The 22751-nt window shown below is 63.7% G+C and carries 17 protein-coding genes; 8 read left to right on the top strand and 9 right to left on the bottom strand.

The annotated features are described in order from the left end of the window. The first annotated feature begins 100 nt into the window (after nucleotides 1–100). The 6 genes from LQ954_RS05950 to LQ954_RS05925 all read left to right on the top strand — a co-directional run bounded on the left by LQ954_RS05950 (nucleotide 101) and on the right by LQ954_RS05925 (nucleotide 7267). Entirely contained in the window at nucleotides 101–1423 is a 1323-nt protein-coding gene (locus tag LQ954_RS05950) for an amidase family protein (RefSeq protein WP_231022339.1), read from the top strand. Then, nucleotides 1420–1824, top strand: coding sequence for a VOC family protein (locus tag LQ954_RS05945; protein ID WP_231022338.1), 405 nt, complete (start codon nucleotides 1420–1422; stop codon nucleotides 1822–1824). The genes LQ954_RS05950 and LQ954_RS05945 overlap by 4 nt, the downstream gene beginning before the upstream one ends. Beyond that, nucleotides 1821–3005, top strand: coding sequence for an acyl-CoA dehydrogenase family protein (locus LQ954_RS05940; protein WP_231022337.1), 1185 nt, complete (start codon nucleotides 1821–1823; stop codon nucleotides 3003–3005). The genes LQ954_RS05945 and LQ954_RS05940 overlap by 4 nt, the downstream gene beginning before the upstream one ends. Nucleotides 3006–3142: 137 nt before the next feature. Continuing rightward, the gene (locus LQ954_RS05935; protein WP_231022336.1) at nucleotides 3143–4270 is read left to right on the top strand and encodes an acyl-CoA dehydrogenase family protein; all 1128 of its coding nucleotides are present in this window, start codon (nucleotides 3143–3145) and stop codon (nucleotides 4268–4270) included. Nucleotides 4271–4400: 130 nt separating this feature from the next. After that, nucleotides 4401–5312, top strand: a complete 912-nt coding sequence (locus LQ954_RS05930; protein ID WP_227770392.1) for an acyl-CoA thioesterase — start codon at nucleotides 4401–4403, stop codon at nucleotides 5310–5312. A gap of 104 nt (nucleotides 5313–5416) precedes the next feature. Then, on the top strand, nucleotides 5417–7267 hold the full coding sequence (locus LQ954_RS05925; protein ID WP_227770393.1) for a DUF885 domain-containing protein: 1851 nt from the start codon (nucleotides 5417–5419) through the stop codon (nucleotides 7265–7267). Between the two features lie 107 nt (nucleotides 7268–7374). Here LQ954_RS05925 and LQ954_RS05920 read toward each other — a convergent pair whose 3' ends face one another. The 5 genes from LQ954_RS05920 to LQ954_RS05900 all read right to left on the bottom strand — a co-directional run bounded on the left by LQ954_RS05920 (nucleotide 7375) and on the right by LQ954_RS05900 (nucleotide 12724). Further along, nucleotides 7375–8172 (bottom strand): SDR family NAD(P)-dependent oxidoreductase, encoded by a 798-nt coding sequence (locus tag LQ954_RS05920; RefSeq protein ID WP_231022335.1) that lies wholly within the window; start codon nucleotides 8170–8172, stop codon nucleotides 7375–7377. Nucleotides 8173–8262: 90 nt separating this feature from the next. After that, nucleotides 8263–9027, bottom strand: a complete 765-nt coding sequence (locus LQ954_RS05915; RefSeq protein WP_231022334.1) for an SDR family NAD(P)-dependent oxidoreductase — start codon at nucleotides 9025–9027, stop codon at nucleotides 8263–8265. A 115-nt stretch (nucleotides 9028–9142) separates the two neighbouring features. Continuing rightward, on the bottom strand, nucleotides 9143–10219 hold the full coding sequence (locus tag LQ954_RS05910) for a phosphotransferase family protein (RefSeq protein WP_231022333.1): 1077 nt from the start codon (nucleotides 10217–10219) through the stop codon (nucleotides 9143–9145). Next, complete coding sequence (locus tag LQ954_RS05905; RefSeq protein WP_231022332.1) at nucleotides 10216–11304, bottom strand: Zn-dependent alcohol dehydrogenase; 1089 nt, start codon at nucleotides 11302–11304, stop codon at nucleotides 10216–10218. The genes LQ954_RS05910 and LQ954_RS05905 overlap by 4 nt, the downstream gene beginning before the upstream one ends. Before the next feature lie 103 nt (nucleotides 11305–11407). Continuing rightward, entirely contained in the window at nucleotides 11408–12724 is a 1317-nt protein-coding gene (locus LQ954_RS05900) for an acyl-CoA dehydrogenase family protein (protein ID WP_227770398.1), read from the bottom strand. A gap of 155 nt (nucleotides 12725–12879) precedes the next feature. Between LQ954_RS05900 and LQ954_RS05895 the strand changes: the two genes are divergently transcribed. Then, nucleotides 12880–14124 (top strand): TetR/AcrR family transcriptional regulator, encoded by a 1245-nt coding sequence (locus LQ954_RS05895; protein ID WP_231022331.1) that lies wholly within the window; start codon nucleotides 12880–12882, stop codon nucleotides 14122–14124. A 230-nt stretch (nucleotides 14125–14354) separates the two neighbouring features. Here the strand turns inward: LQ954_RS05895 and LQ954_RS05890 are convergent, their stop codons facing one another. The 4 genes from LQ954_RS05890 to LQ954_RS05875 form a co-directional block, all read right to left on the bottom strand. Then, nucleotides 14355–15665, bottom strand: coding sequence for a spinster family MFS transporter (locus tag LQ954_RS05890; RefSeq protein WP_231022330.1), 1311 nt, complete (start codon nucleotides 15663–15665; stop codon nucleotides 14355–14357). Nucleotides 15666–15776: 111 nt separating this feature from the next. Next, complete coding sequence (locus LQ954_RS05885; RefSeq protein ID WP_231022329.1) at nucleotides 15777–18830, bottom strand: TonB-dependent receptor plug domain-containing protein; 3054 nt, start codon at nucleotides 18828–18830, stop codon at nucleotides 15777–15779. 174 nt (nucleotides 18831–19004) lie between these two features. After that, a complete protein-coding gene (locus LQ954_RS05880; RefSeq protein ID WP_231022328.1) occupies nucleotides 19005–20069 on the bottom strand; it encodes an acyl-CoA dehydrogenase family protein in 1065 nt (354 codons plus the stop codon). Nucleotides 20070–20174: 105 nt separating this feature from the next. Further along, the gene (locus LQ954_RS05875; protein ID WP_231022327.1) at nucleotides 20175–21395 is read right to left on the bottom strand and encodes an acyl-CoA dehydrogenase family protein; all 1221 of its coding nucleotides are present in this window, start codon (nucleotides 21393–21395) and stop codon (nucleotides 20175–20177) included. A 165-nt stretch (nucleotides 21396–21560) separates the two neighbouring features. Between LQ954_RS05875 and LQ954_RS05870 the strand changes: the two genes are divergently transcribed. After that, on the top strand, nucleotides 21561–22727 hold the full coding sequence (locus LQ954_RS05870) for an MFS transporter (RefSeq protein ID WP_231022326.1): 1167 nt from the start codon (nucleotides 21561–21563) through the stop codon (nucleotides 22725–22727). Nucleotides 22728–22751: the final 24 nt, after the last annotated feature.

Below are 22751 nucleotides of genomic sequence, written 5' to 3'. Positions count from 1 at the left end.
TCGTGCCCCGCCCTGCCCGTCGCGCCATGGTGCCGCCCCTCTCTCTTGGAGGTATCGGTCCCCGCGTGCGCCGGGCAGGCGGGCACAGGAGCCTCCAGCGATGACTGAACGCACGGCCCTCCAGACCGCCGCCGCCGTCCGCTCCGGCGCCACCACGGCGCTTCAGGAGACCGAGGCGGCGATCGCCCGCATCGAAGAACGCGACGGCGCGCTCAACGCGGTCGTGGTGCGTGATTTCGATCGTGCCCGGCAGGCAGCCGCCGAGCTCGACGCGCGTATCGCGGAAGGGTTCGATGGCCCGCTCCTCGGCGTGCCGATGACGATCAAGGAAAGCTATGACGTCGCCGGCCTGCCGACCACCTTCGGCTTTGCCGAGCATCGCGATTTCACCGCCGCCGAAGACGCTGTCACCGTTCGCCGGCTGAAGGCGGCCGGCGCGATCATCCTGGGCAAGACCAACGTGCCTCCGGCCCTGTCGGATCTCCAGTCCGACAATCCCGTCTATGGCCGCACCAACAATGCCGTGAACCCGGATCGGGTCGCGGGCGGCTCGTCCGGCGGGTCGGCCGTCGCGCTCGCCGCCGGCATGGTCCCGCTCGAATTCGGCTCCGACATCGGCGGCTCGATCCGCGTGCCCGCCGCCTTCAACGGCGTCTGGGGGCACAAGACCACCTGGGGTGTCATCCCCACGGAGGGCCACTACATGCCCGGCACCGACGGGGCGCGCACCGTCCTGTCGGTGCTCGGTCCGATGGCGCGCGATGCCGACGATCTCGAAACCGCGCTCGACATCGTCGCCGATCACCCGCTCGCCCCTGCCCGCCGCCACGGTGACAAATGGCGCTTCCTGCTCCTCACCAGCCATCCGATGGCAAAGGTGCAGCAATCGATCATCGCCGCACTCGAACGGGTCGCAAACGCGCTGCGGGAAACCGGCGCCACCGTCGACACCAGCAGCGATCTCCTCCCCGATCTCGAACGCCAGCACGCCGGCTATTGGCAGATGCTCAACATCGCCATGTCGCGCCGCGCGCCGCGTCCCGAAGGGCAGGCCGCGCCCGAGCTCGAACCCTGGCTCCACCTCCATGACGAGCAGGCCCGCAATCAGCGCCAGTGGCGCCGCCTGTTCGAAAGCTATGATGCGGTGATCGCGCCGACGGTGGGCATGACGGCCTTCCCGCATGATCGGACGCCGCTCGCCACCCGCCGCCTCTCGATCAACGGCGAGGACACGCAATTCTTCCACCAGTTCGTCTTCCCCGGCCTCGCCACCTTCCCCATGCTGCCCGCCACCAGCCTGCCGATCGGCCGGGATGCGGACGGGCTGCCGATCGGCGTCCAGGTGATCGCGGACCTCTACGCCGATCGCACCGCCATCGCCGCGGCACGCGACATCCACGATGCGGCGGGGCGCGCACAATGACCGTCGGCCGCATCCTCTTCACGAAGTTCGTCGTGCAGGATCTGCCGCGCGCCCTCGCCTTCTACGAACAAGCGTTCGGGTTCACGGAGCGCAACCGCATCGCGCTTCCGGGGATGGAAGAGGTGCTGATCGGGCTCCCGGACGATCCCTTCACGCTCGTCCTCTATCATCACACCGACGGCCGCGCGCTGGTGCGCGGGGACAATCACGGGCCGCTCGGCCTGTCGACCCGCGACATCCAGGCCGCCTGGGATCGCGCGGTCGCCGCCGGTGCCACCGCCGTTCGCCCGCCGGAGGATCTCCCCGGCATGCGCATCGCCTTCCTCGATGATCCGGAAGGCCACACCATCGAACTCATCCAATATCTGCGCGAGAAGACCCGCGAAGGAGCAAGCGAATGACCGATCTTGATCAGTTCCGCGCCGAGACGCGCGCGTGGCTCGAGGCGAATTGCCCGCCCGAGATGCGCGAGCCAATCCGCAGCGAAAAAGACAGCGTCTGGGGTGGCCGCGACCAGAGCGCCATGACCCCGGCGCAGAAGCAGTGGATGGACGCCATGGGTGCCAAGGGCTGGACCGTGCCCGATTGGCCCAAGGAATATGGCGGCGGCGGCCTCTCGGCGGCCGAAACCAAGATCCTGCGCGAGGAAATGGCGAAGCTGCGGTGCCGCAACCCGCTGTCCTCGTTCGGCATCTCGATGCTCGGGCCGGCGCTGCTGAAATACGGCACCGAGGAGCAGAAGAAGGAGCATCTGCCCAAGATCGCGCGCGGCGAGATCCGCTGGTGCCAGGGCTATTCGGAGCCGAACGCCGGGTCCGACCTCGCCAGCCTCGCCACCTCGGCGGAGGACAAGGGCGATCACTTCCTCATCAACGGCCAGAAGATCTGGACCAGCTACGCCAATTATGCGGACTGGATCTTCTGCCTCGTGCGCACCGACAAGACGAACAAGCACAAGGGCATCAGCTTCGTCCTGTTCGACATGCAGACGCCCGGCGTCTCGACCAAGCCGATTCTCTTGATCAGCGGCTATTCGCCCTTCTGCGAAACCTTCTTCGACAATGTGAAGGTGCCGAAGGAGAACCTCGTCGGAGAGCTCAACAAGGGCTGGGACGTCGCGAAATACCTGCTCGGCCATGAGCGTGAGATGATCTCGAACATGGGCCTCGGCGGCGGCGGCAGGAACCCGCTGATCGAAGGCGCGATCGCCACCATCGGTCTCGATCATGACGGTCGCCTCGCTGATCCGCTGCTGCGCGCCAAGATCGCCGAGTTTGAGGTTCGTTCCAAGGCGTTCGCTGCCCAGTCCGAACGTTTCATTGACGAGCTGAAGGCCGGCCGCGCGCATCCCGCCCAGCCGTCGATGATGAAATATTACGGCACGGAGCTGAACAAGGCGCGCCACGAACTGCTGATGGCCTCGGGCGGCTCGGACAATCTGGAATGGGAAAGCGAGCGGTCGCGCGGCGGTGCGCCGGCCCGCGACTGGCTGCGCACCAAGGCGAACTCGATCGAGGGCGGCACCAGCGAGGTGCAGCTCAACATCATTTCGAAGCGCATCCTGGAGCTGCCGGGCGCGTGATCGGGTCGCCCTTCCCCTCACGGGGAGGGCGCGCTCGCCACACCATCTACGGGAAGCGGGCGGCGCGGCCACGGGCCTGCCGCCGCTTCCCACCTCCTCCGGCGCTCAAGCGCGCCGGGGCGTAAAAGGGACGAACGATGCCTCTTTTCCTGAACGAAGATCAGACCATGCTGCGCGACACCGCGCGCGATTTCGTGGCCGATTCCGCCCCCGTCAGCCACATGCGCAAGCTGCGCGACGACAATGACCAGACCGGCTTCTCGCGCGATCTGTGGAAGCAGTTCGCCGACATGGGCTTCACCGGCATCCTCATCGACGAGGCACAGGGCGGCCTTGGCCTCGGCCATGTCGAGGCGGGCGTCGTGCTCGAAGAAATCGGTCGCAACCTGTCGCCCTCGCCCTTCCTTCAGACCGCCGTCGCCGCGGTCGAGGCGATGAAGGGCACGCCGCACGCGGATCGCTGGTTCCCCGGCATTCTCGCTGGTGAGACGGTTGCCGCGCTCGCGATCGACGAAGGCGCGAAGCACCGCTCGTCGGTTGCCATGAAGGCGGAGCGCGCCGGCAACGGCTTCAAGCTCACCGGCGCCAAGCAGTTCGTCCACCACGGCCATGTTGCTGACGTGGTGATCGTCGCCGCGCGCACGGCCGGCTCGGCCGATGATCAGGACGGCGTCACGCTGTTCGCCGTGCCCAAGGATGCCGCTGGCATGACCGCCAAGGCCGAGCGTCTGACCGACGCCAGCCTCGCGGCGCGGATCGAGTTCGACGGTGTCGAGGTCGATGCCGACGCCGTGATCGGCGAGGTCGACGCCGGCCGCACGCCGCTCGATCGCCTGCTGCGCGCCGGCCGCGCGGGTGCCGCTGCCGAGATGCTCGGCGTCGGTGCTGGCGCGATGGACATGACGGTGAACTACCTCAAGGAGCGCAAGCAGTTCGGCGTGCTGATCGGCAGTTTCCAGGCGCTGCAGCACCGCGCGTCGCACCTCTACAGCGAGATGGAAGTGGCCCGCGCCGCCGTGCTGAAGGCGCAGCAGCTGCTCGACGCCGGTGATGAGAAGGCGGACGCTGCGGTCTCGGTCGCCAAGGCGATGACCGGCCTCGCCACGATGCTCAGCGTGCAGGAGGGCATCCAGATGCACGGCGGCATCGGCATGACCGATGAATATGACATCGGCTTCTACATGAAGCGCCAGCGCGTCCTGGCCGAACTGTTCGGAGACGCGAACTTCCACGCCGATCGCCTCGCGCGCGCGGCCGGCTATTGACGCTTTTCCCCTCCCTCCCGCAGGAGGGAGGGGAGCGACACCAGGGGCGGGTCGCAACAGGTGTGCCAGGCGTGATCCACGGCCGCCCTGCTTGCCTGCCCCATCGCGGCAGGCACAGGGACCGGACCAGATGAGCGACACCTCGAACGACACGCGCATTCCCCCCACTCCCGAGGCTCTGGCCGCCGATCTCGTCGATCTGCTCGACGTCGAGGAAATCGATACCGATCTCTATCGCGGCCGTCGGTCGAAGGGCGGCGTCGGCCGCGTCTTCGGCGGCCAGGTGATCGCCCAGGCGCTCCAGGCCGCGCAGCGCTCGACTGACGCACCCAAGGTCGCGCATTCGCTGCACGCCTATTTCATGCGGCCGGGCGACGAGAACTTCCCGATCGTCTACCGCGTCGTGCGCGACTTCGAAGGCCGCAGCTTTGCCACTCGCCGCGTCATCGCGATGCAGCGGGGCGCCCCGATCCTGAACCTCGCCTGCTCGCTGCAGGTGCCGGAGGACGGCTTCCACCATCAGGATCGGATGCCCGACGTGCCCCCGCCCGAAGCGCTGCCGACCGAGGCGGAACTGCGCGAGAAGGACGCGGTGAACCTGCCCGAGAAGCAGCGGCGCATGGTCACCCGCCCGCGCCCGATCGAGATCCGCCCGGTCTACCCGCGCAAGTGGTTCAACCCGACGCCGACGGAGCCGATCCAGCACAGCTGGTTCCGCGCCGTCGCTCCGGTCGGCGACGATCCCTCGATGCACCGCGCGATCCTCTCCTACGCGTCCGACATGGCGCTGCTCGGCACCTGTATGCTGCCGCACGGCGTCAACTGGACGACGCCCGGCTTCCAGAGCGCCAGCCTCGACCACTCCGTCTGGCTGCACGAGGATTTCCGCGCCGACGAATGGCTGCTCTACGCCACCGACAGCCCCTGGGCCGGCCATGCGCGCGGCATGAACCGCGGTCAGATCTTCACGCAGGATGGCCGCCTCGTCGCCAGCGTCGCGCAGGAAGGATTGATCCGTCAGCGCACCCCGCGCGCGGAGTAGCTGCGCGCCATACGTCGTCCAGCCTACGACGCCCTCTTCTCGTGGGAAGTCACCCGGCTTCGGACATGTGCTTTCTCCCGCTCCCTCCTGTTTCGAGTGTCAGCATGACGATCGATCGACGCGACTTCCTCACCGGCACTGCCGCTTTTGCCGTCAGCAGCGCCCTGGTTGCCCCAGCACATGCGCAGACGGGTGGTGCCAGCAGCAGCGCCGACACCGCCGCGCTGGCGATCCTCAATCAACAGGCAGAAGCCCTCCTCGCTGCCTACCCGGACGGCGCGGCATACCTTGGTCTCGACAGCGGCAAGCGGATGTCGCTCAAGGGCAAGCTGACCGACCGCAGTGCCACCGCAGAGGCGGCTCGCAGGGATGACGCAGCAAAGCGGCTGGCTCAACTCCAAGCCATCAATCGGGCCGCTCTCTCGCCCACCGTCGCGACCCATGTCGAAACCGTGATCGCCGCCCATGAAATCGCGCTCGAAGGTTGGCGCCGGATGCCGGTAGGCGACATGGCATTCCTGTCGAACAACAACTACCGCTCGACCCCCTATGTGGTGACGCAGGGCAATGGCGCGTTCGTCGACACGCCCGATTTACTTGAGAACAAGCATCAAATCGCAAATCGCGCAGATGCCGAGGCCTATCTTAGCCGGCTTGAGGCCTATGCTGGCCAGCTCGAGGCCGAAACGCGCCGGATACAGGCCGATGCTCGCCAGAACGTGCTGCTGCCAGCTCCCTTCAACGACATCACCGTCGCGCAACTGCGCGCCGGCGCCGCGCAACCAGCCGCCGAGCAGGGCATGATCCGTAGCTTCGCCGACAAGCTCGCCAAGGCTGGCCTGACCGGCAACTGGACGGCTCGCGCCACGGCGATCGTCGATCGCCGCATTGCTCCCGCCCTCGCAAATCAGGCGGATGCCCTCGCTTCCCTACGCCCTCGCGCACCTCAGGATGGGGGAATGTGGCACATGCCCGACGCGGCGGATCGCTACGCCTGGCTGGCGGAGGCGGCCACCACAACAAAGCGCACGCCGGATGAGATACACGAATCCGGGGTTGAACAATGCCGCGCCTATGCCGCCCAGCTAGATCCGCTGCTCCGCGCACAGGGCTTGGCGCAAGGCACACCGGGCGAGCGCCTGGCGGCGCTCGGCAAGCGGCCGGACCTGCTCTACGCCAACACGGACGCAGGGCGCGCGGAATTGCTGGAATACCTAAATACCGTCGTCGCCCGGCTTCGACCGCGCCTGCCGCAAGCTTTCAGCAAGCTCGTACGCGGGAATCTCGTTATCAAGCGGGTGCCGCCTGCCATTCAGAACGGGGCGCCCAACGGGTATGCCGGGCCGGGCGCGCTCGATGGCTCGACGCCGGGAATCTATTACATCAATTTGCGTGACACGGCGAACTGGCCCCGGTTCGAACTCGCAACGCTGACCTTCCATGAGGGTATTCCGGGCCATATCTGGCAGGGCGAATATACTTTCGACTTGCCCCTGATCCGAACTCTCCTAGGCTTCAATGCCTATTCGGAAGGATGGGGCTTGTACGCCGAACAGATTGGGGCGGAGCTGGGTTATTATGAAGACGATCCACTCGGTCGGATCGGCTACCTGCAATCGATGAACTTCCGAGCGGCACGCCTCGTGGTAGATACGGGGCTTCACCACAAGCGCTGGAGCGTCGATCAGGCCGTGCGCTGGCTCATGGCAGCGACCGGATACACTGAAAGCCGCGCCCGTTCAGAGATCAACCGTTACTGCATCTGGCCAGGACAAGCGCTTGGCTACAAGACGGGTCATAACGAGATCAATCGACTGCGCGACCACGCGAAAGCTCGCCTTGCTGGACGTTTCGATGTGCGGGGCTTCAACGATGTTGTGGTGCAAGCCGGCGGGATGCCGCTTGGCGTTCTTGCCAAAGTAGTCGATCGGTGGGTGGCGGCGGAACGTACCTGACCGCCGTAACCGCGTCCTCAAGAAAGGCGGTATGTTCATACCGTCACGTATCGGAAACGAGAATGCCCCCTTTCCGATAGACGTGGCGTTTGAAACCCCGGGGAGCATCAGGCCGTAGTGCGGCCGTATTCCTGCTTGGTTACCGGGTGGCTCGACGACAGGCCGCCATCTACCGCGATCGCCTGGCCGTTGACGTAGCTTGCATCATCCGAGGCAAGGAACAGCGCGACCTTCGCCAGCTCCTCTGGCTGCGCACCGCGCCGCAGCGGGTTGAGCCGCCCGACGCGGTCGATCTTGCCGGCGTCGCGCGCATAATCGAACACCGACTTGGTCATGCCGGTCTCGGTCAGCCCGGGGCAGATCGCGTTGACGCGGACGTTCGATCCCGACAGCTGCTGCGCCGACACCTGCGCGAGGTTGATCACGCCGGCCTTGGACGCCGAATAGGCCGGTGATCCGGCACCGGAACGGATGCCGGCGACGCTCGCCGTCAGGATGATCGCGCCCTGCCCGCGCTCGGCGATGCGCGGCGCGGCGTGCTTGATCGCCAGGAACGGGCCGATCAGGTTCACGCGCAACACTTCGGTGATCAGCGCCACGTCAGTATCGAAGATATTGGCCATGCCGCCCGAGATGCCGGCATTGGCGAACATCACGTCCAGCCCGCCGAACTTGTCGCAGGCGAGCGCGACGGTGCGCACGACATCTTCCTCGCTGCCGGCGTCCATCTCGATCGCGTGCGCGGTGCCGCCCGCGGCACGGATCGCCTCCGCCGTCTCCTCGGCGCCCTTCTTGTCAGCGGCGATCACCCAGCCACCCTCGGCAGCGAACAGCGTCGCTGCGGCGCGCCCGATGCCGGAGCCGGCGCCCGTCACGATGATCGATTTGTCGGTGAACCTAGCCATGTCTCACTCCGTTGCACAGGCAGCGGGAGAACACCTCCCGCCCCGGCTTCATCATTGCTTACGCGCGCCTCCGACCGAGGGGCGGCGGGATCAGATCGTCACGCCGCCGTCGATCACCATCGTCTGGCCAGTCATGAAGCCGCTGGCACGCGACGCGAGATAGACGACCGCGCCGGCAATCTCCTCCGGCTCGCCGATGCGGCGCAGTGGCGTCGTGCGGTTACGCTCGGCCACCGCCCCCTCGTCTTCCCACAGCGCCTTGGCGAAATCGGTCTTGATCAGGCCCGGCGCGATGCAGTTCACCCGGATGCCGTGGGCGCCATATTCATGCGCCAGGTTACGGGCGAGCTGCATGTCCGCCGCCTTGCTGATGCAATAGGCGCCGATCACGGTCGATCCGCGAAGTCCGCCGATCGAAGAGACGATGACGATCGAGCCTTCTCCGCGCTCCTTCATCTCGGGCGCGACCATCGTGATCAGCCAGTGGTTGGAGAGGATGTTGTTGTCGAGGATCTTGCGGAACTGCTCATCCGCAATGCCCTCCTGCGGCCCGTAATAGGGGTTGGACGCGGCGTTGCAGACCAAGCAGTCGATCCGCCCGAACTCGCGCCGGCTCTGGTCGACGAGATGCTGGAGCGCGGCCTTGTCGGAGATGTTCGCAGCGATCGCCACCGCGGTACCGGGCCCGAACCGGGCGTTGATCTCCTCGGCCACCTCTTCGCAGGCGTTCTGCTTGCGGCTGGAGATCACCACCTTCGCGCCCTGTTCAGCGCAAGCGATGGCGCTGGCCTTGCCGATGCCACGCGACGATCCGGTGATCAGGACGACCTTGCCGGTCAGATCGAACAAACTCATGGCTCACTCCCTCCCCGCTTGCGGGCGGGGCTGAGGGGGGCCGGCCCGCAAGTGATTGTATCAAGGGGGAGGAGCACGCTCCTCCCCAAACCGTGCCCTCCGACAGCAGCAGGCGTTACGCCGTTGCGCCGGCCTTCTGTGCAAACTGCCAGGCCGCGTCGGCCAGCATCGGCACACGAGCGCTGGTCGCCTCGGCATTGGCGCTGGACGCCGTGCCAATGAGGAAGCGCTTGCGAATGCCCTGGACGATCGAGGCGAGACGGAACAGGTTGAACGCCAGCAGCCAGTTGAGATCGGGCACGCCGTCGCGGCCGGTCTTCTCGCAATAACGCGCGACGACTTCCTCGACGGTCGGAATGCCCGTCTCCGGCCCGGTCAGGCCCATCACGCCCGAGCGGCCCTCCGGCTCGGTCACCCAACTGATCAGGAAATAGCTGAGGTCGGCGAGCGGATCTCCGGTCGTGCAGAGCTCCCAGTCGAGCACCGCCGCCACCCGCGGCTCGAGGCCCGGCGCGAACTTCATGTTGTCGCAGCGATAGTCACCATGGACGATCGTGGTGCGCGTCTGCTCCGGGATGGTGCGCGGCAGCCATTCGATCAGCCGCTCCATCGCCGGCATATGCTCGGTCTCGGCGCCGCGATATTGCTTCGTCCAGCGGCTCACCTGCCGCTCGAAGTAATTGCCCGGCCGCCCGAAATCCTCGAGCCCTGTTGCCTTCAGGTCGACATTGTGGAGCGCCGCCAGCGTATCGATCATCGCATTGTAATGCGCACGCCGCGTGTCGGCATCCATGCCCGGGAAGGCGCCGTCCCAGATCGTGCGGCCGTCCACCATCTCCATGACGTAGAAGGCGGAGCCAATGACGCTATCGTCCTCGCAAAGGCCATATTGCCGCGGCACCGGAAAGCCGGTCGGGTGAAGCGCAGCCATCACGCGATATTCGCGATCGACCTGGTGTGCGGACGGCAAAAGCTCACCCATCGGCTTGCGCCGAAGCACGTAATTGCGCCCCGGCGTCATCAGCTTGTACGTCGGGTTCGATTGCCCGCCCGCAAACTTCGCATAGGTCAGCGGACCCGCGAAGTCTGGCACATGCGCTTCCATCCAGGTATAGAGGCGATCGATGTCCAGCCGGTCGCGCTCGCTGATTTCCGCCTGGAGGCCGGTATCTTCCGCCACGGCCGTGCTCATTGATCGAACACGATCACGCTGCGCGTCGCGTCGCCCTTGCGGAGCTCGTCAAACGCATCGTTGATCCGGTTGAGGGGCAGCCGCTCGGCAATGATCGTGTCGAGATCGAGCAGGCCGCGCATGTAGAAATCCACCAGGCGCGGGATGTCGACCGGGAAGCGGTTCGACCCCATGATGCCCCCCTGCAGCTTCTTGCCCGACAGCAGCTCCATCGCGGAAAGGCCAACCTTCTGGTCCAGCGGCATCATGCCGAGGATCGTCGCGGTGCCGCCGCGGCGAAGCACGTCGACCGTGGTCTGCGCCGACTGCGGCCGGCCGACAGCTTCGATCGCATGATGGACGCCGCCCTTAGTGAGTTCCACCACTTCGCCGACGACACCTTCCTTCATCGGATCGAAGGTATGGGTCGCGCCCAGCTTCTCGGCGACGGCGCGCTTCTCAGGCACCGGATCCAGGGCGATGATCTTGCCCGCGCCGGCGATCTTCGCGGCATTCACCGCGGCAAGGCCAATGCCGCCGCAGCCGACGACGCAGACCGTCTCGCCCGGCGTCACGTCCGTGGTGTTGAACACGGCGCCGGCACCCGTCGTCACCGCGCAGCCAATCAGCGCGGCGCGGTCGAGCGGCATTTCCGGATCGATCGCGACACAGGCATGCTCGTGCACCAGCATCTGCTCGGCATAGGCCGACAGGTTCAGCATCTGGTTGACGTTGCCGCCGTTCGCCAGGCGAAGCCGAGGCTCCGCCTTCGGCCCGCGGCGGGTTTCCGCGCTGACGCACAGGAACATGCGGCCGGTGATGCAGAACTCGCAATGGCCGCAGAACGCGCTGAGGCAGGTAACGACCGCATCGCCGACCTTCACGGTGCGCACTTCGTCACCCACCGCCTCGACGATGCCGGCGGCCTCATGGCCCGGGATCGCCGGCAGCGGATGCGGATAGGCACCGTCGACGAAGTGCAGGTCCGACCGGCACACGCCACACGCGACGGTGCGGATCAGCACCTCGTGCGGGCCGGGCTTGGATACGACGACGTCCTCGATCTGGAGCGGCGCCTTGGTTTCAAAGATGACGGCGGCTTTCACGGTCTCTCTCCATTATTCTCACGAATGATCGTCACCCGGCCGCCAAGCCCGCAACCGCGATGGCTGGCAGCGGGCTCCGGGTCCGGTCCGCTGACGAAAAGGCTCAGCGCGATACGCCGATATCACCACTCGAAATCTCGGCACCGCGCGGCGCGCCGCGATCATTCGCGATCTCCGCCTTCCAGTCGCCGTACTTGCCGAATTCGTTGCGGGCGATGGCGCGGGCGTGAACCTCGTCCGGGCCGTCGGCGAGGCGAAGCGTGCGCTGCGAAGCCCACGCATGCGCGAGGCCATAATCCTCCGCCACGCCGCCGCCACCATGCGCCTGCACGGCATCGTCGAGGATGCGCAGCGCCATGTTCGGCGCGAACACCTTGATCATCGCGATTTCCTGGCTGGCGGCCTTGTTGCCGGCCGCGTCCATCGTCTGCGCTGCCTTGAGGCACAGCAGACGGGTCATCTCGATCTCGATCCGGGCCTGCGCCACGCGCTGCTCCCATACCGAGTGATCGGAAATCCGCTTGCCGAAGGCGACGCGGCTGAGGAGGCGCTTCGCCATCTTCTCCAGCGCCACCTCGGCGACGCCGATCGTGCGCATGCAGTGATGGATGCGGCCCGGCCCGAGCCGGCCCTGCGCGATCTCGAACCCGCGGCCCTCGCCGAGGATGACGCTCTCGACCGGCACGCGCACGTTGGTGAAGCTCACCTCGCCATGGCCGTGCGGCGCATGATCATAGCCATAGACCGAGAGCATGCGCTCGATCTTGATGCCCGGCGTATCCATCGGCACCAGGATTTGGCTCTGCTGCTGGTGGCGCGAACCTTCGAAGCTCGTCTTGCCCATCAGGATGCCGATCTTGCAGCGCGGATCGCCCACGCCTGACGACCACCATTTCACGCCGTTGATCACATAATGATCGCCGTCACGCTCGATCCGAGTCTCGATGTTGGTGGCGTCGGACGAGGCGACCGCCGGCTCGGTCATCAGGAAGACGGAGCGGATCTCGCCGTTCATCAGCGGGCGAAGCCACTTCTCCTTCTGTTCCAGCGTGCCATAGCGATGCAGCACTTCCATGTTGCCCGTGTCCGGCGCGGAGCAGTTGAAGCACTCGCTGGCCCAGCCGATCTTGCCCATTTCCTCGGCGCACAGCGCATACTCGAGGTTGGTGAGCTGCGTCCCTTCGAACTCGAACGTCTCGTCGACATGCGTCTGGCCCGAGTGCGGCGGCATGAAGAAGTTCCAGAGCCCGGCCGCCTTGGCCTTGGCCTTCACCTCTTCGATGACGGGGATCACCTTCCAGCGATCGCCAGTGTGCGCCTGTTCGTGATACTCGGCCTGCCGCGGCGCGATCTCGGCGTCGATGAAGGCCTTCACGCGGTCCCTGAAATAGGTTTCGCGCTCGGTCAGGGTGAAGTCCATAGCATCCCTCCGCTCGATATTTCATCAAAGCTGTAAAGCGTACCGCATCTTCGGACAAGCGCGCGAATCGGTCGAGGCTTCCTTAGTGAGGAAGAGGTGGCCAGCGATAAAGAAAGGGACTGTTCGTTCGAAAAATAGGCGCTAGGATCAGTCGGATGCAGGCTAGGGGGGAACCGGGCGGCGACGGAGAGGAGATCGGCACGCGCCGCTTCCGAGCGAAGCGTGAAGCCATCCTCGCCGCAGCTGCCGACGCAATCAACGAACAAAGCGCAAAGGGAATGACCTTCGCGGACGTAGCGCGGCGCGTAGGCCTGAATACCACAAGCGTCACCTACTACTTCAAGCGCAAGGAAGATCTTGCGGCCGCAGCGTTCGAGCATACGCTAGACTATCTCCTGGTCATGCTCGACACCGCTATGGAGGCAGACACGCCGGAGGAGCGGGTCCAGCGGTATCTCGCGCTCAACATGGCCCGCTTGGCACGGGTGCAACGGGGTGAGGAACGCCAGATCGCGGGGCTGTCCGATCTGCGCGCGATGGAAGATCCGGTTCGCAGCCGCCTCATGGCGGGATGGCGGGAGGTATTCCGGCGCGCCCGGGCACTGTGGGGACCGGCGGACACTCGCGCACAAACGGATCTCAACGGCGCGCGCGCGCACGTTCTCATGGAAAACACGTTTTGGCTGCCAGTTTGGCTGAACCGCTACGACATGGACCAGATTGCGCGGGTGGAGGCCTGCGTGATGGATGTGTTTCGTGGCGGCCTTGCTGCCCGCCCTGCGGGCTGGGAGCCGCGGACCCTTTCGCTGCCGCAGGACTCAGTTGAAGGCCGCGATGCATTCCTTCACGCCGCCACCCGTTTGATCAACGAGCTTGGCTATCGTGGCGCTTCGGTGCAGCGGATCGCTAGCGAACTCAACGTGACCAAAGGGAGTTTCTACCACCATCTCGATGCCAAGGATGACCTCGTTATTGCCTGCTATCGCAGGAGCTTCGATACGATTTCCGCGGCGCAGAGAATGGCGGACGAGCAGGGCGGAACCCACTGGGAGCGGCTTTGCGCGATGTTCGCGACGCTACTGGAAGTACAGTTTTCCGAGACAGGGCCACTGTTGCGGACGACGGCGCTCAGTGGTCTCCCCATGTCTGTTCGCGCCACTATGGTTGACCGGTCTAACCGGATCGCCCGGCGCTTTGCCGGCACAATCTCCGACGGGATCGCCGAGGGAACGGTCCGCGCCATTGATCCGCTAGTCGCCAGTCAGTTGGTGATGGCGTTCCTTAACGCTGCGTTTGACATGCGGAAGTGGGCTTGGGCGATGCCACGTGATCGTGCAATCGCCCTTTACGCCTCAACCTTGGCGTTCGGCATGTTCGATGATCGAGTCATCCGGCACTGATCAGGATTGAAGAGCGGCACCGCCGCTCGCCTTGATGAGCTAACTTGCGCGCAGCATCAAACTTGGCCGCGCCACGAGCGATACGATGCAGGAAATCGGCGGATAACTAGTCAACGGCTCTTCCTCGTTGAACGTCCGTTTTCATGCAATCGGCCGGTGACCTGCACCTTCCCGGAGCGCTGCCGCGCCCCGGGGTTTGCCAATCTGGCAAGATCTTAAGAGGAGACACCTTACGCTGTTGGCGCCTCCTGGCGCTTCATCAGCACGCCTGCGCGCCAATAATGGAAGATGCCCCAAGGCGTGAGCATCGCCACGGAGAACATCGCCCAACGCAGCGATTCCGCCCCGTACATAGGCTTCAGTGCGTCGCTGATCTGGCCAACCGCGAACGGCCCAAGCCCCAAGCCCAAAAGGCTGGTCGCCAGCAGCGTGAGAGCCGCCCAGGTGGCGCGAAGCCGCAACGGGGCCAGGTGCTGGATCATCGCATAGGTCGGCCCGATATAGGCGCCGGCGAAGATCGCAGCGACAAAGTAGGAACTCAGCGCGAGCCACAGATGATCAACGAAGTAGAAGGCCAGCGCGAAGGGGAACGCCAGGATCTTCATGACCACCACGACGTAGCTCTGAGCGTAAATGCCCTTGTTTTTCGCCGCCCGATCGCAAAGCCAACCTCCGATCATTGCTGAGAAGCCAGCGACGAAAGCGGCTGGAAGTGCCACGTATTTCGAGACGTCGAGCATGGACATGCCCAGCGAACGCTGCATGTAGCTTGGGCCCCATCCCGTGACCGCATAGCCGACCAGCGACGTGATCGTGATCGCAGCCACCAAGTGGAACGCCGCGCGATTGTGCCAGATCGAAGCGATGCCGTTCCAAAGACCAATTGTAGGCGCGTCGGCCGGTCCAGCGGGGGCCTTGCCGTCCGCTAGCCCACGGCGCGGCTCGACCACGAACAACTTCATGATAACGGCGAGCGCGATGCCGGGCAGACCCACGACCATCATAGCAACGCGCCAACCGTAAGAATGCGCCACGAAACCGCCGATCACCATGCCAAGCCCACCGCCGAGCAACACGCCGAGCGAGTAGATCGCCATCGCGCTTGCGCGCTTTTCCGGCGGGTACAGATCGGCAATGATGGATTGGCTCGGCGGGCCAAATCCCGCTTCGCCGATGCCGACGCCGATACGGGCAAGCATCAGGTGTGTGAAGTTCTGCGCCAGCCCGCAAAGCGCAGTCATTCCGCTCCAGAATGCAAGGCTTATCGCGATGATATTGCTACGGCTCGAGCGATCCGCCAGACGCGCTATTGGCAAACCCAAGGTGGCGTAGAAAAGCGCAAACACGAGCCCCGAGAGCAACCCCAGCTGCGTGTCCGAAAGCTTCAGGTCTGCTTTGATCGCCTCCAGCAGGATCGCAAGGATCTGCCGGTCCATGAAGCTGAAGAAATAGGCGATCGTCAGCAGTGCCAGCGTCCAACCTCTCCTGCGAATAGCCCGCGCGTCGCGCTCATCGTGCGACCACGTGGTGCTGGCATCCATGTCATTCTCCTAAACCTTGACCTCGTCGCGACGGCTTAAACAAGCCCCCGCGACAAGTCAGCCTGTCAACCCGGCGGCAATGTTTCGAAACAAACTTCGCCGCTCCATTCGTCAAAATCGCTGCGATACTGCCGCCTTCAACGTGAAACCAAGAGGCGACGCGGTGAAGCTGTCGTAGTTTGGATCCAGTCGTGCAAACGGCGGATCGCGATCGAAGATGTTCACGGCGGACAGCGTGAAGGTCGTTCCGCTATCCAGCGCCAAACGGTAGGTCGCGTCAAAGGTGCGCCACGAGCCGATCTCCTTCCCACGCGTGTTCGCAGCCCCACCAAGCGCGCCAAGGTTGGGGCCGAAAATCGCGGCACCGCGCTGATCAGTGTAGCCATCGACATAGTTGAACTGGAGCCGAAGCGAGTGCGGCCCGCTGTCTCCTTGAACGTACCAATTTCCTCGCCACTGCGGAATTGGATAGGAAGTCGTCTGGAAGTTCAGCTTACCGACTGCATCAAACGCCGGCTGGACCAACACCCCTTCCACCACAAGATCGTCGACTTTGAAATCGATGACATAAGTAGCGGCGCCGCCGACCAGCAACTCGACGGGGCCAAGCTCTCCCCGGTAACTGGCATTGAAGTCGAGGCCCGAGGTTTTGACATCGGCACTGTTGAACACCTGCGCCCTCAGGCGGCTGACGTTGTTGATGCCGCATCCGGCAGCGTTGAACGTGAAGCGAGCCCTCAGCGCTGCATAAGCCGGATTGTCACAATTGGCCGATCCTGTAGCGCCGAACAGCGCGTTGGTCAGACCCGAGACCGGTTCGGACTCGATCGGGCCTGCAAACTCATAGCGCCAGTAGTCGAGACTGGCGTTAAAGGGGCCACGGTCGATCAGAACGCCGGCATTATACGTGGTCGCGCTTTCTGGCTTCAGGTTGGGATCGCCAAATACCTCCACCGCACGGAAACCGGTCCCGATCACCTGGAGCGACACCACAGAACCCGAGAGATTCTGAGGCGGCGGGCCACGGAAGCTCGTACCAACACCACCCCGCAAGCCGAACCAGTCGGTCAGTTCAACCTTAAGCCGAGCCTGGGGGTCGAACGTGGAGCCCACCGCGCCACCATAATCTTCATACCGCGCCGAAAGCTGCAGGTTCACCGCATTGGTGATTGGCACCTGAAGTTCCGCGAAGAGCGCGTAAACGTCCGCCTCTGCGTCCTGTTGCGGGTTGGTTCCGAGGAAGCCAAGCGCGCCCGTCTGCGGATTGCAGGTGGCGTTGGGATTCAGCGGCGTGCCCGGGCACGGATTGATCGCGATGTTCGCGTCGGCGTTCAGACGTCGCTGGAATGTGTTCTTGCGATATTGGCCACCAACCGCGAATCCGATCGCTTCATCAGCCCACAGGCGAAGCCCAGTACGGCCGGAAAGAGACACGTCGCCAACATATTGCTGGGTCCGCAGCTGTGTATTCGGCGTTCGGAAGAACAGGTCGATGGTTGAAGGGTCGTTGATCAGCCCAGCGCCCGGCGTAAGGCTGAAGCCAGCGGGACTACGTGAGCCGGCAAAGTTCGGATTGGCGACTCCCGTCACTGCATTCGCGGAGATGGCGGTCGAAAAAGGATTGAAGAACGTACAACCGTTCGTACCTGCCAACCCCGCAAGCTGTGCCGGCGTAAGGCCCGCTCGGGATGCGGTGCTTGCGTATGCGCAATTCGGCCCACCAAATCCGGCCAACGCGTTCTGCAGTAGGTCACCAAACGCGTCGGTGCCGTCATAATCGCGATGATACTGGCTGAAGGTGAACCCCGTAGCAAAATCGATATCACTGGTCAGCTGAATATTCAGATCGGCAGTAAAACGAAACGCCTCGGTATCACGCTTTGAAACAGCCGATCCGCGATCATTGCTTCCGTTCTTAAACAACGGGTTGCCGCCGAGCAGAAACGGCCGGAACAACACAGGCAAGCCAATGGCACTATCTAGAGCGCCTGATCCACTTCGCGAGCATCCAGCCTGGGCGCCATAAAGCGCGCAATAATCTTGAAGAGCTGGCGCATAGCCAGGGATCACGAAGAGCGAATTATTCCCGAACGCGGCGTTCGGGGACGGAGGCAGCGTCGGCAGGTAGCTGGGCGAGCTCGTGACGCGTGTGTTGGTGAAGGCGTAAAGGCCAGTAAAACGCAGAGACGCGTTGTCTGCTACGTCGAATTCGCTCTCCACATAAGCTTGTAGCCGCTCCTCAGGTTCGACAAGATTGTCGAACTGACCGAATTGCGTGAAGCAGCGGTCCGTATTTGAACCAGGCGCGCTGCGGAACCCGCCCAGCCCCTCGCAACCTAGGTCCGTGGTCAGATTGATCCCCCCGACCGTGCCGTTGAAGTCAAAGTTGCCCGGATTGCCGCCGCCGGTCCAAGCGCCCTGAGGATTGGTCGGGTACGGCTGAACCGCGAAATCGCGGTCGGTAAAGCGCAGCTCGGATCGACGCTGATACCCGACAGCAGCGAACATGCGGAAGCCGTCCTGCTTGTGTCCAAAGGAGGCAGCAGCGCCATAGTCCCCCTTTGAACCATCGATCCACCGGTAGTCGCCCGAAACCAGGAAGCCTTCCTGATCAGTACGGGTGATGAAATTGACCACGCCCGCGATCGCGTCCGAGCCGTAGGTCGCCGCGGCACCATCCTTCAGGATCTCGATCCGGCCAATTGCCGCCGCCGGGAACATGTTGACGTCCACAATCGGGATACCCAGGCCGGAGGGAACCATCCGCTTGCCGTTTAGTAACACCAGCGTGCGCTGAGGGCCGAGGCCGCGCAGGTTAACTGACGCGACGCCTTCAGAGCCCTGCGCGCGATTGTCGAACTGGTTTGCATCACCAACCGTGCCGTTCGCGACAGTGAGATTCTTCAGGAGATCGACTGCGGTTGGAGCGCCCTGCTTTGCGAGTTCTTCGCTGGATATCACGTCAACTGGAACGGCGAGGTTCTCTGGCGTGCCGCGGATCAAAGTGCCAGTAACGACGATATCGGGCGCCGATGTGGCTTCGTTTACATCAGGAGAGGCCTGCGCGGGGACTGGATCACCGCCAATCTGCGCCTGTGCCGTGCCCATCGCGAGTACCCAGGCAAGCGCCGACGCACTCACCCGGACGAAAGCCGCTTTCGCCATTCCTTCTCTCCCAATGTTGGTTGGCATCTATGTGCGCCATACCCAGTCATCGAATAGACGACGCGGGTTCCGCCACGTCAAGCAGGAAAGTACGAGAATATCCGAGTTGAAATAAAAAAGCGGCGGCGGTCAGATGAGACCGCCGCCGCCATACCGTTTATTTTGGAACGCGTATTAATAACCATTGAGCCGCGCAAAACGATCACGATGGTAGGACGCCGTACCCCACATGGTTTCGAGCGTCGCTGCGCGTTTCAGATAAAGACCAGCATCATATTCATCAGTCATGCCGACGCCGCCGTGAAGCTGGACCATCTCGCGACTGACAAGCCGAAGCGTGTCATTTGCGATCGCCTTTGATAGGCTCACGGCCTGATCGACATCGGAGCGCCCGGCATCAATCGCTTCCAGCGCACCTTCAACCGCCGATCGCATGAGCTCCAACTCGGTCTTCATCTTCGCCATGCGGTGCTGCAGCGCCTGGAAAGTGGAAAGGACCTGTCCGAATTGGACACGCTGCTTCAGGTAGTCGAGCGTCTGATTGAACGCACTATCGGCCATTCCCAGCATTTCAGCAGCACTGACTGCCGTCGCGCGATCAATAATCGATTGGGTCAGCTCCGTGCCGCCAAGCTTTTCCGCGGGCGCACCATTAAAGGTCACATCCGCATGGCTGCGATTGTCCACCATCTTTCGCGTGGAAACCGATACGCCCTCGCCCTTGGCGAGTAGGTACAAGCCATCCTCAGCCGCCACGACAAAGACGTCGGCGCCGTCGCCCTCGGCCACAAAGCGCTTCGTGCCGGTCAGTTTGCCCGCCGAAACGGTCGCCGAGATTTGGCCACCGTGAACCGGAGCCTCGTCGATCGCCAGGGTTGCGACCGCCTCTCCGGACGCAAGCTTGGCCAGCCACTCGTTCTTGGCAGCATCAGAGCTGCCCATCACGATTGCGCTCGCCGCAACAGCGGTCGAGGCAAGCGGTGACACCGCAAGGTTCCGGCCGAGCTGCTCAACCACCAGCCCCAAGGAAAGATAACCAAAGGCTGATCCGCCAAACTCCTCAGGGATAACCACGCCGGCCCAGCCCATCTGACCGATCGTCGTCCAAGCCTCCGCGTCAAACCCCTTGGCAGGGGCTGCGTCGCGCAACTTGCGGAAGGCAGAGACGGGGGACTCATTGTCCGCCCACTCGCGAGCCATGTCCCGCAACATCACCTGTTCGTCGTTCAACACCGCCATGTCTTCAAACCCCACTCAAAGGACTTGCCGGGGAGGAGGAGTATCTGGCGCACTCCTCCTCGACCCGGCCCTCTCCGACGCGTGTCTTCCCGCGCCTAACCGAACTCACTGGTGATCGAGCATTCCGAGGATGCGTTTCGCGATCACGTTGTTCTGGATCTCGGACGAACCGCCGTAGATCGAGACCGCCTTGCCCCACAGCCAGGTACGGGTCTGGGCAAGCTCTTCCTGGCTGAAGCCCTCCCCTTCCCAGCCAAGACCTTGCATGCCCATGATTTCAATGGCCAGCTCGGCACGATCCTGGGTGATGCGAGCTCCAACGTTTTTCATGACGCTGGTTGCCGCAGATGGGCCAGCATTGCCTTTGGCCTCCAACGCCGCGCGGCGGAGGGTCAGCGCAAAAGCGCGCTGATCCATCTCATGCTTGATGATGCGCGTGCGCAAATCGCTATCGGCGAGCCTGCCTTTGGCATCAACTTCACGATACTTTTTGGCAATCGCCGGAATCTGCTCACCTTGATTCATGCGACCCTGCGAGCCGCCGCCGCCGGAGAGCGAGTTGCGCTCGTGCTGCAACAGGCGAGTGCCGATCTCCCAGCCCTGACCTTCACGACCAACCAGATTTTCTTTCGGCACCTTCACGTTGGTGAAGAACGTCTCGCAAAAGGGAGACGCGCCGGAAATAAGCTTAATCGGCCGAGTTTCAACGCCCTCCGCGTCCATATCAATCAGGAGGAAGCTGATGCCAGCGTGCTTCTGGGTCTTGTCGGTACGAACGAGCGCGAAGCACTTGTCGGCCCATTGCCCGCCCGAGGTCCAGGTCTTCTGGCCGTTGACGATATAATGATCGCCCTTGTCCTCCGCGAAAGTCTGGAGGCTTGCCAAGTCCGAACCTGCGCCCGGCTCGGAATAACCCTGACACCAGCGCACCTCACCGCGAACGATGCCAGGAATATGCTGCCGCTTCTGTTCTTCGCTGCCATATTCGAGGAGCGTCGGACCGAACATCATCACGCCCATGCCGCCGATCGGGTTCCAAGCCCCGATGCGCATCATCTCTTCGCCAAGCACCCGCGCCTGCTCACGCGTCAGCCCGCCGCCGCCGTACTCGCTCGGCCAGGTCGGCACTCCCCAGCCCTTTTCGCCCATCGCTTCGCGCCAAGCCTTCTGCTCCGGAGTTTCATCCGTCGGCCCGTCCACCGCGGACATAGCGTTGTCCTTGCCGCGAAGACTTTGCGGAAAATTGGCCTCCAACCAAGCGCGCGCTTCCAGGCGGAAACTATCGAGCGAGTCGGTCGGACGGTCTAGTTCGGCGGCACTTGCCATTAATCGGTTCTCCGGAGCCCATTCTGAAGATCGGGTATGGTCGAGACATGGCACGTTTTACGTGCCAAGCAAAGGGACAAGGTAAGCCTGCTCGGCTAGTGGAACCATGGGAGCGCCAGAGCGATGCGATTCGAACACCGAGCCGTCCCGGTGGCTGTTATTGCCATGCTGATCGACTCGATAGGCTTCGGGATCGTATTGCCGGTACTGCCCTCACTGATCGTTGAGCTCGGGAAAATATCCCTTGCGGACGCCTCTAGGATCGGCGGCTACATGTTGGCCGTTTATGCGGTCACGCACTTCTTCGCCGGGCCGGTGATCGGGAGTCTTTCGGACAGATTTGGTAGGCGGCGTGTATTGCTCGCCAGCTTGGGTTGCTTCGGCATAGACTATGCCCTCATGGCGGCCGCACCTTCGCTCAACTGGCTATTTGCGGGGCGCGCGATCGCTGGCATCGCAGGGGCGACGTACGGGCCGGCGAATGCGGTGATCGCTGACGTCACTCCGCCCGAAAAGCGCGGCGCTGCATTTGGGCTGCTGGGCGCCGCATTCGGAGGAGGCTTTATCCTCGGTCCGGCGATCGGCGGACTGTTGGCGGATTTCGGCTCGCGAGCGCCGTTTTTGGCCGCCGCCTCATTGGCGTTTTTCAACATGGGCCTGATTGTGGCGTTCATGCCGGAAACCCTGCCGGAAGAGCGTCGTCGCCCCTTTGATTGGAAGCGTGCCAACGCCATCGGCGCCTTTGCTCCACTGTTCCAGAGCCGGGGAGCCGCCGCCCTGCTCGCGGGCGCACTTGTCTGGCAAATCGCTCATATGGTTTACCCCTCCACCTGGACTTTCTTTGCCGAAATTGCACTTGGCTGGGACGCGAAAGCGGTCGGCTGGTCGCTCGCCGCCAGCGGGCTGGCAATGATGTTCGCCCAGGTCGCCCTGATCCGTCCGGCCATCAAGCATTTCGGAGAAGAGCGCACCGTGCTAATCGGGTTGGTCAGCGGCGCACTTGTATTTGGCGGATACGTTTTCGCGCGCCAGGGCTGGCAGATATACACTCTGATCGGCGCGGGAGCGCTCACCGGCCTCGTTTTCCCGTCAGTCAACGCGCTCTTGTCCTCTCGCGTCGACGTTTCGAACCAGGGGGCGCTTCAGGGCGGAATGGCCAGCCTAGCGAGCGTCGCTGCGATTGTCGGCCCGCTGGCAATGACTCAGGCTTTGGCGTTCGGAGCGGAACGAGGGCAGCCAGGCAGCGCCTTTATCCTCGCCTCCTCGCTGTGTTGCATTACTTTTTGCATCTTCTTGTTTGGCGTCGGTCATCAGCGAAGACAGCTTGCCTGACAAACCATGCCCGACCATCTGTTG

Source organism: Sphingomonas sp. IC-11, assembly GCF_021043365.1.
Classification (GTDB): Bacteria; Pseudomonadota; Alphaproteobacteria; order Sphingomonadales; family Sphingomonadaceae; genus Sphingomonas.
The sequence above is the reverse complement of the archived record's forward strand: the minus strand, read 5'-3'. Positions and strand labels throughout refer to the sequence as shown.

What these genes read in the sequence shown, in the direction of transcription:
- LQ954_RS05950 (WP_231022339.1), top strand. Translation starts at nt 101, where the DNA reads ATGACTGAACGCACGGCCCTCCAGACCGCCGCCGCCGTCCGCTCCGGC.
- LQ954_RS05945 (WP_231022338.1), top strand. Translation starts at nt 1,420, where the DNA reads ATGACCGTCGGCCGCATCCTCTTCACGAAGTTCGTCGTGCAGGATCTG.
- LQ954_RS05940 (WP_231022337.1), top strand. Translation starts at nt 1,821, where the DNA reads ATGACCGATCTTGATCAGTTCCGCGCCGAGACGCGCGCGTGGCTCGAG.
- LQ954_RS05935 (WP_231022336.1), top strand. Translation starts at nt 3,143, where the DNA reads ATGCCTCTTTTCCTGAACGAAGATCAGACCATGCTGCGCGACACCGCG.
- LQ954_RS05930 (WP_227770392.1), top strand. Translation starts at nt 4,401, where the DNA reads ATGAGCGACACCTCGAACGACACGCGCATTCCCCCCACTCCCGAGGCT.
- LQ954_RS05925 (WP_227770393.1), top strand. Translation starts at nt 5,417, where the DNA reads ATGACGATCGATCGACGCGACTTCCTCACCGGCACTGCCGCTTTTGCC.
- LQ954_RS05920 (WP_231022335.1), bottom strand. Translation starts at nt 8,172, where the DNA reads ATGGCTAGGTTCACCGACAAATCGATCATCGTGACGGGCGCCGGCTCC.
- LQ954_RS05915 (WP_231022334.1), bottom strand. Translation starts at nt 9,027, where the DNA reads ATGAGTTTGTTCGATCTGACCGGCAAGGTCGTCCTGATCACCGGATCG.
- LQ954_RS05910 (WP_231022333.1), bottom strand. Translation starts at nt 10,219, where the DNA reads ATGAGCACGGCCGTGGCGGAAGATACCGGCCTCCAGGCGGAAATCAGC.
- LQ954_RS05900 (WP_227770398.1), bottom strand. Translation starts at nt 12,724, where the DNA reads ATGGACTTCACCCTGACCGAGCGCGAAACCTATTTCAGGGACCGCGTG.
- LQ954_RS05895 (WP_231022331.1), top strand. Translation starts at nt 12,880, where the DNA reads ATGCAGGCTAGGGGGGAACCGGGCGGCGACGGAGAGGAGATCGGCACG.
- LQ954_RS05890 (WP_231022330.1), bottom strand. Translation starts at nt 15,665, where the DNA reads ATGGATGCCAGCACCACGTGGTCGCACGATGAGCGCGACGCGCGGGCT.
- LQ954_RS05885 (WP_231022329.1), bottom strand. Translation starts at nt 18,830, where the DNA reads ATGGCGAAAGCGGCTTTCGTCCGGGTGAGTGCGTCGGCGCTTGCCTGG.
- LQ954_RS05880 (WP_231022328.1), bottom strand. Translation starts at nt 20,069, where the DNA reads ATGGCGGTGTTGAACGACGAACAGGTGATGTTGCGGGACATGGCTCGC.
- LQ954_RS05875 (WP_231022327.1), bottom strand. Translation starts at nt 21,395, where the DNA reads ATGGCAAGTGCCGCCGAACTAGACCGTCCGACCGACTCGCTCGATAGT.
- LQ954_RS05870 (WP_231022326.1), top strand. Translation starts at nt 21,561, where the DNA reads ATGCTGATCGACTCGATAGGCTTCGGGATCGTATTGCCGGTACTGCCC.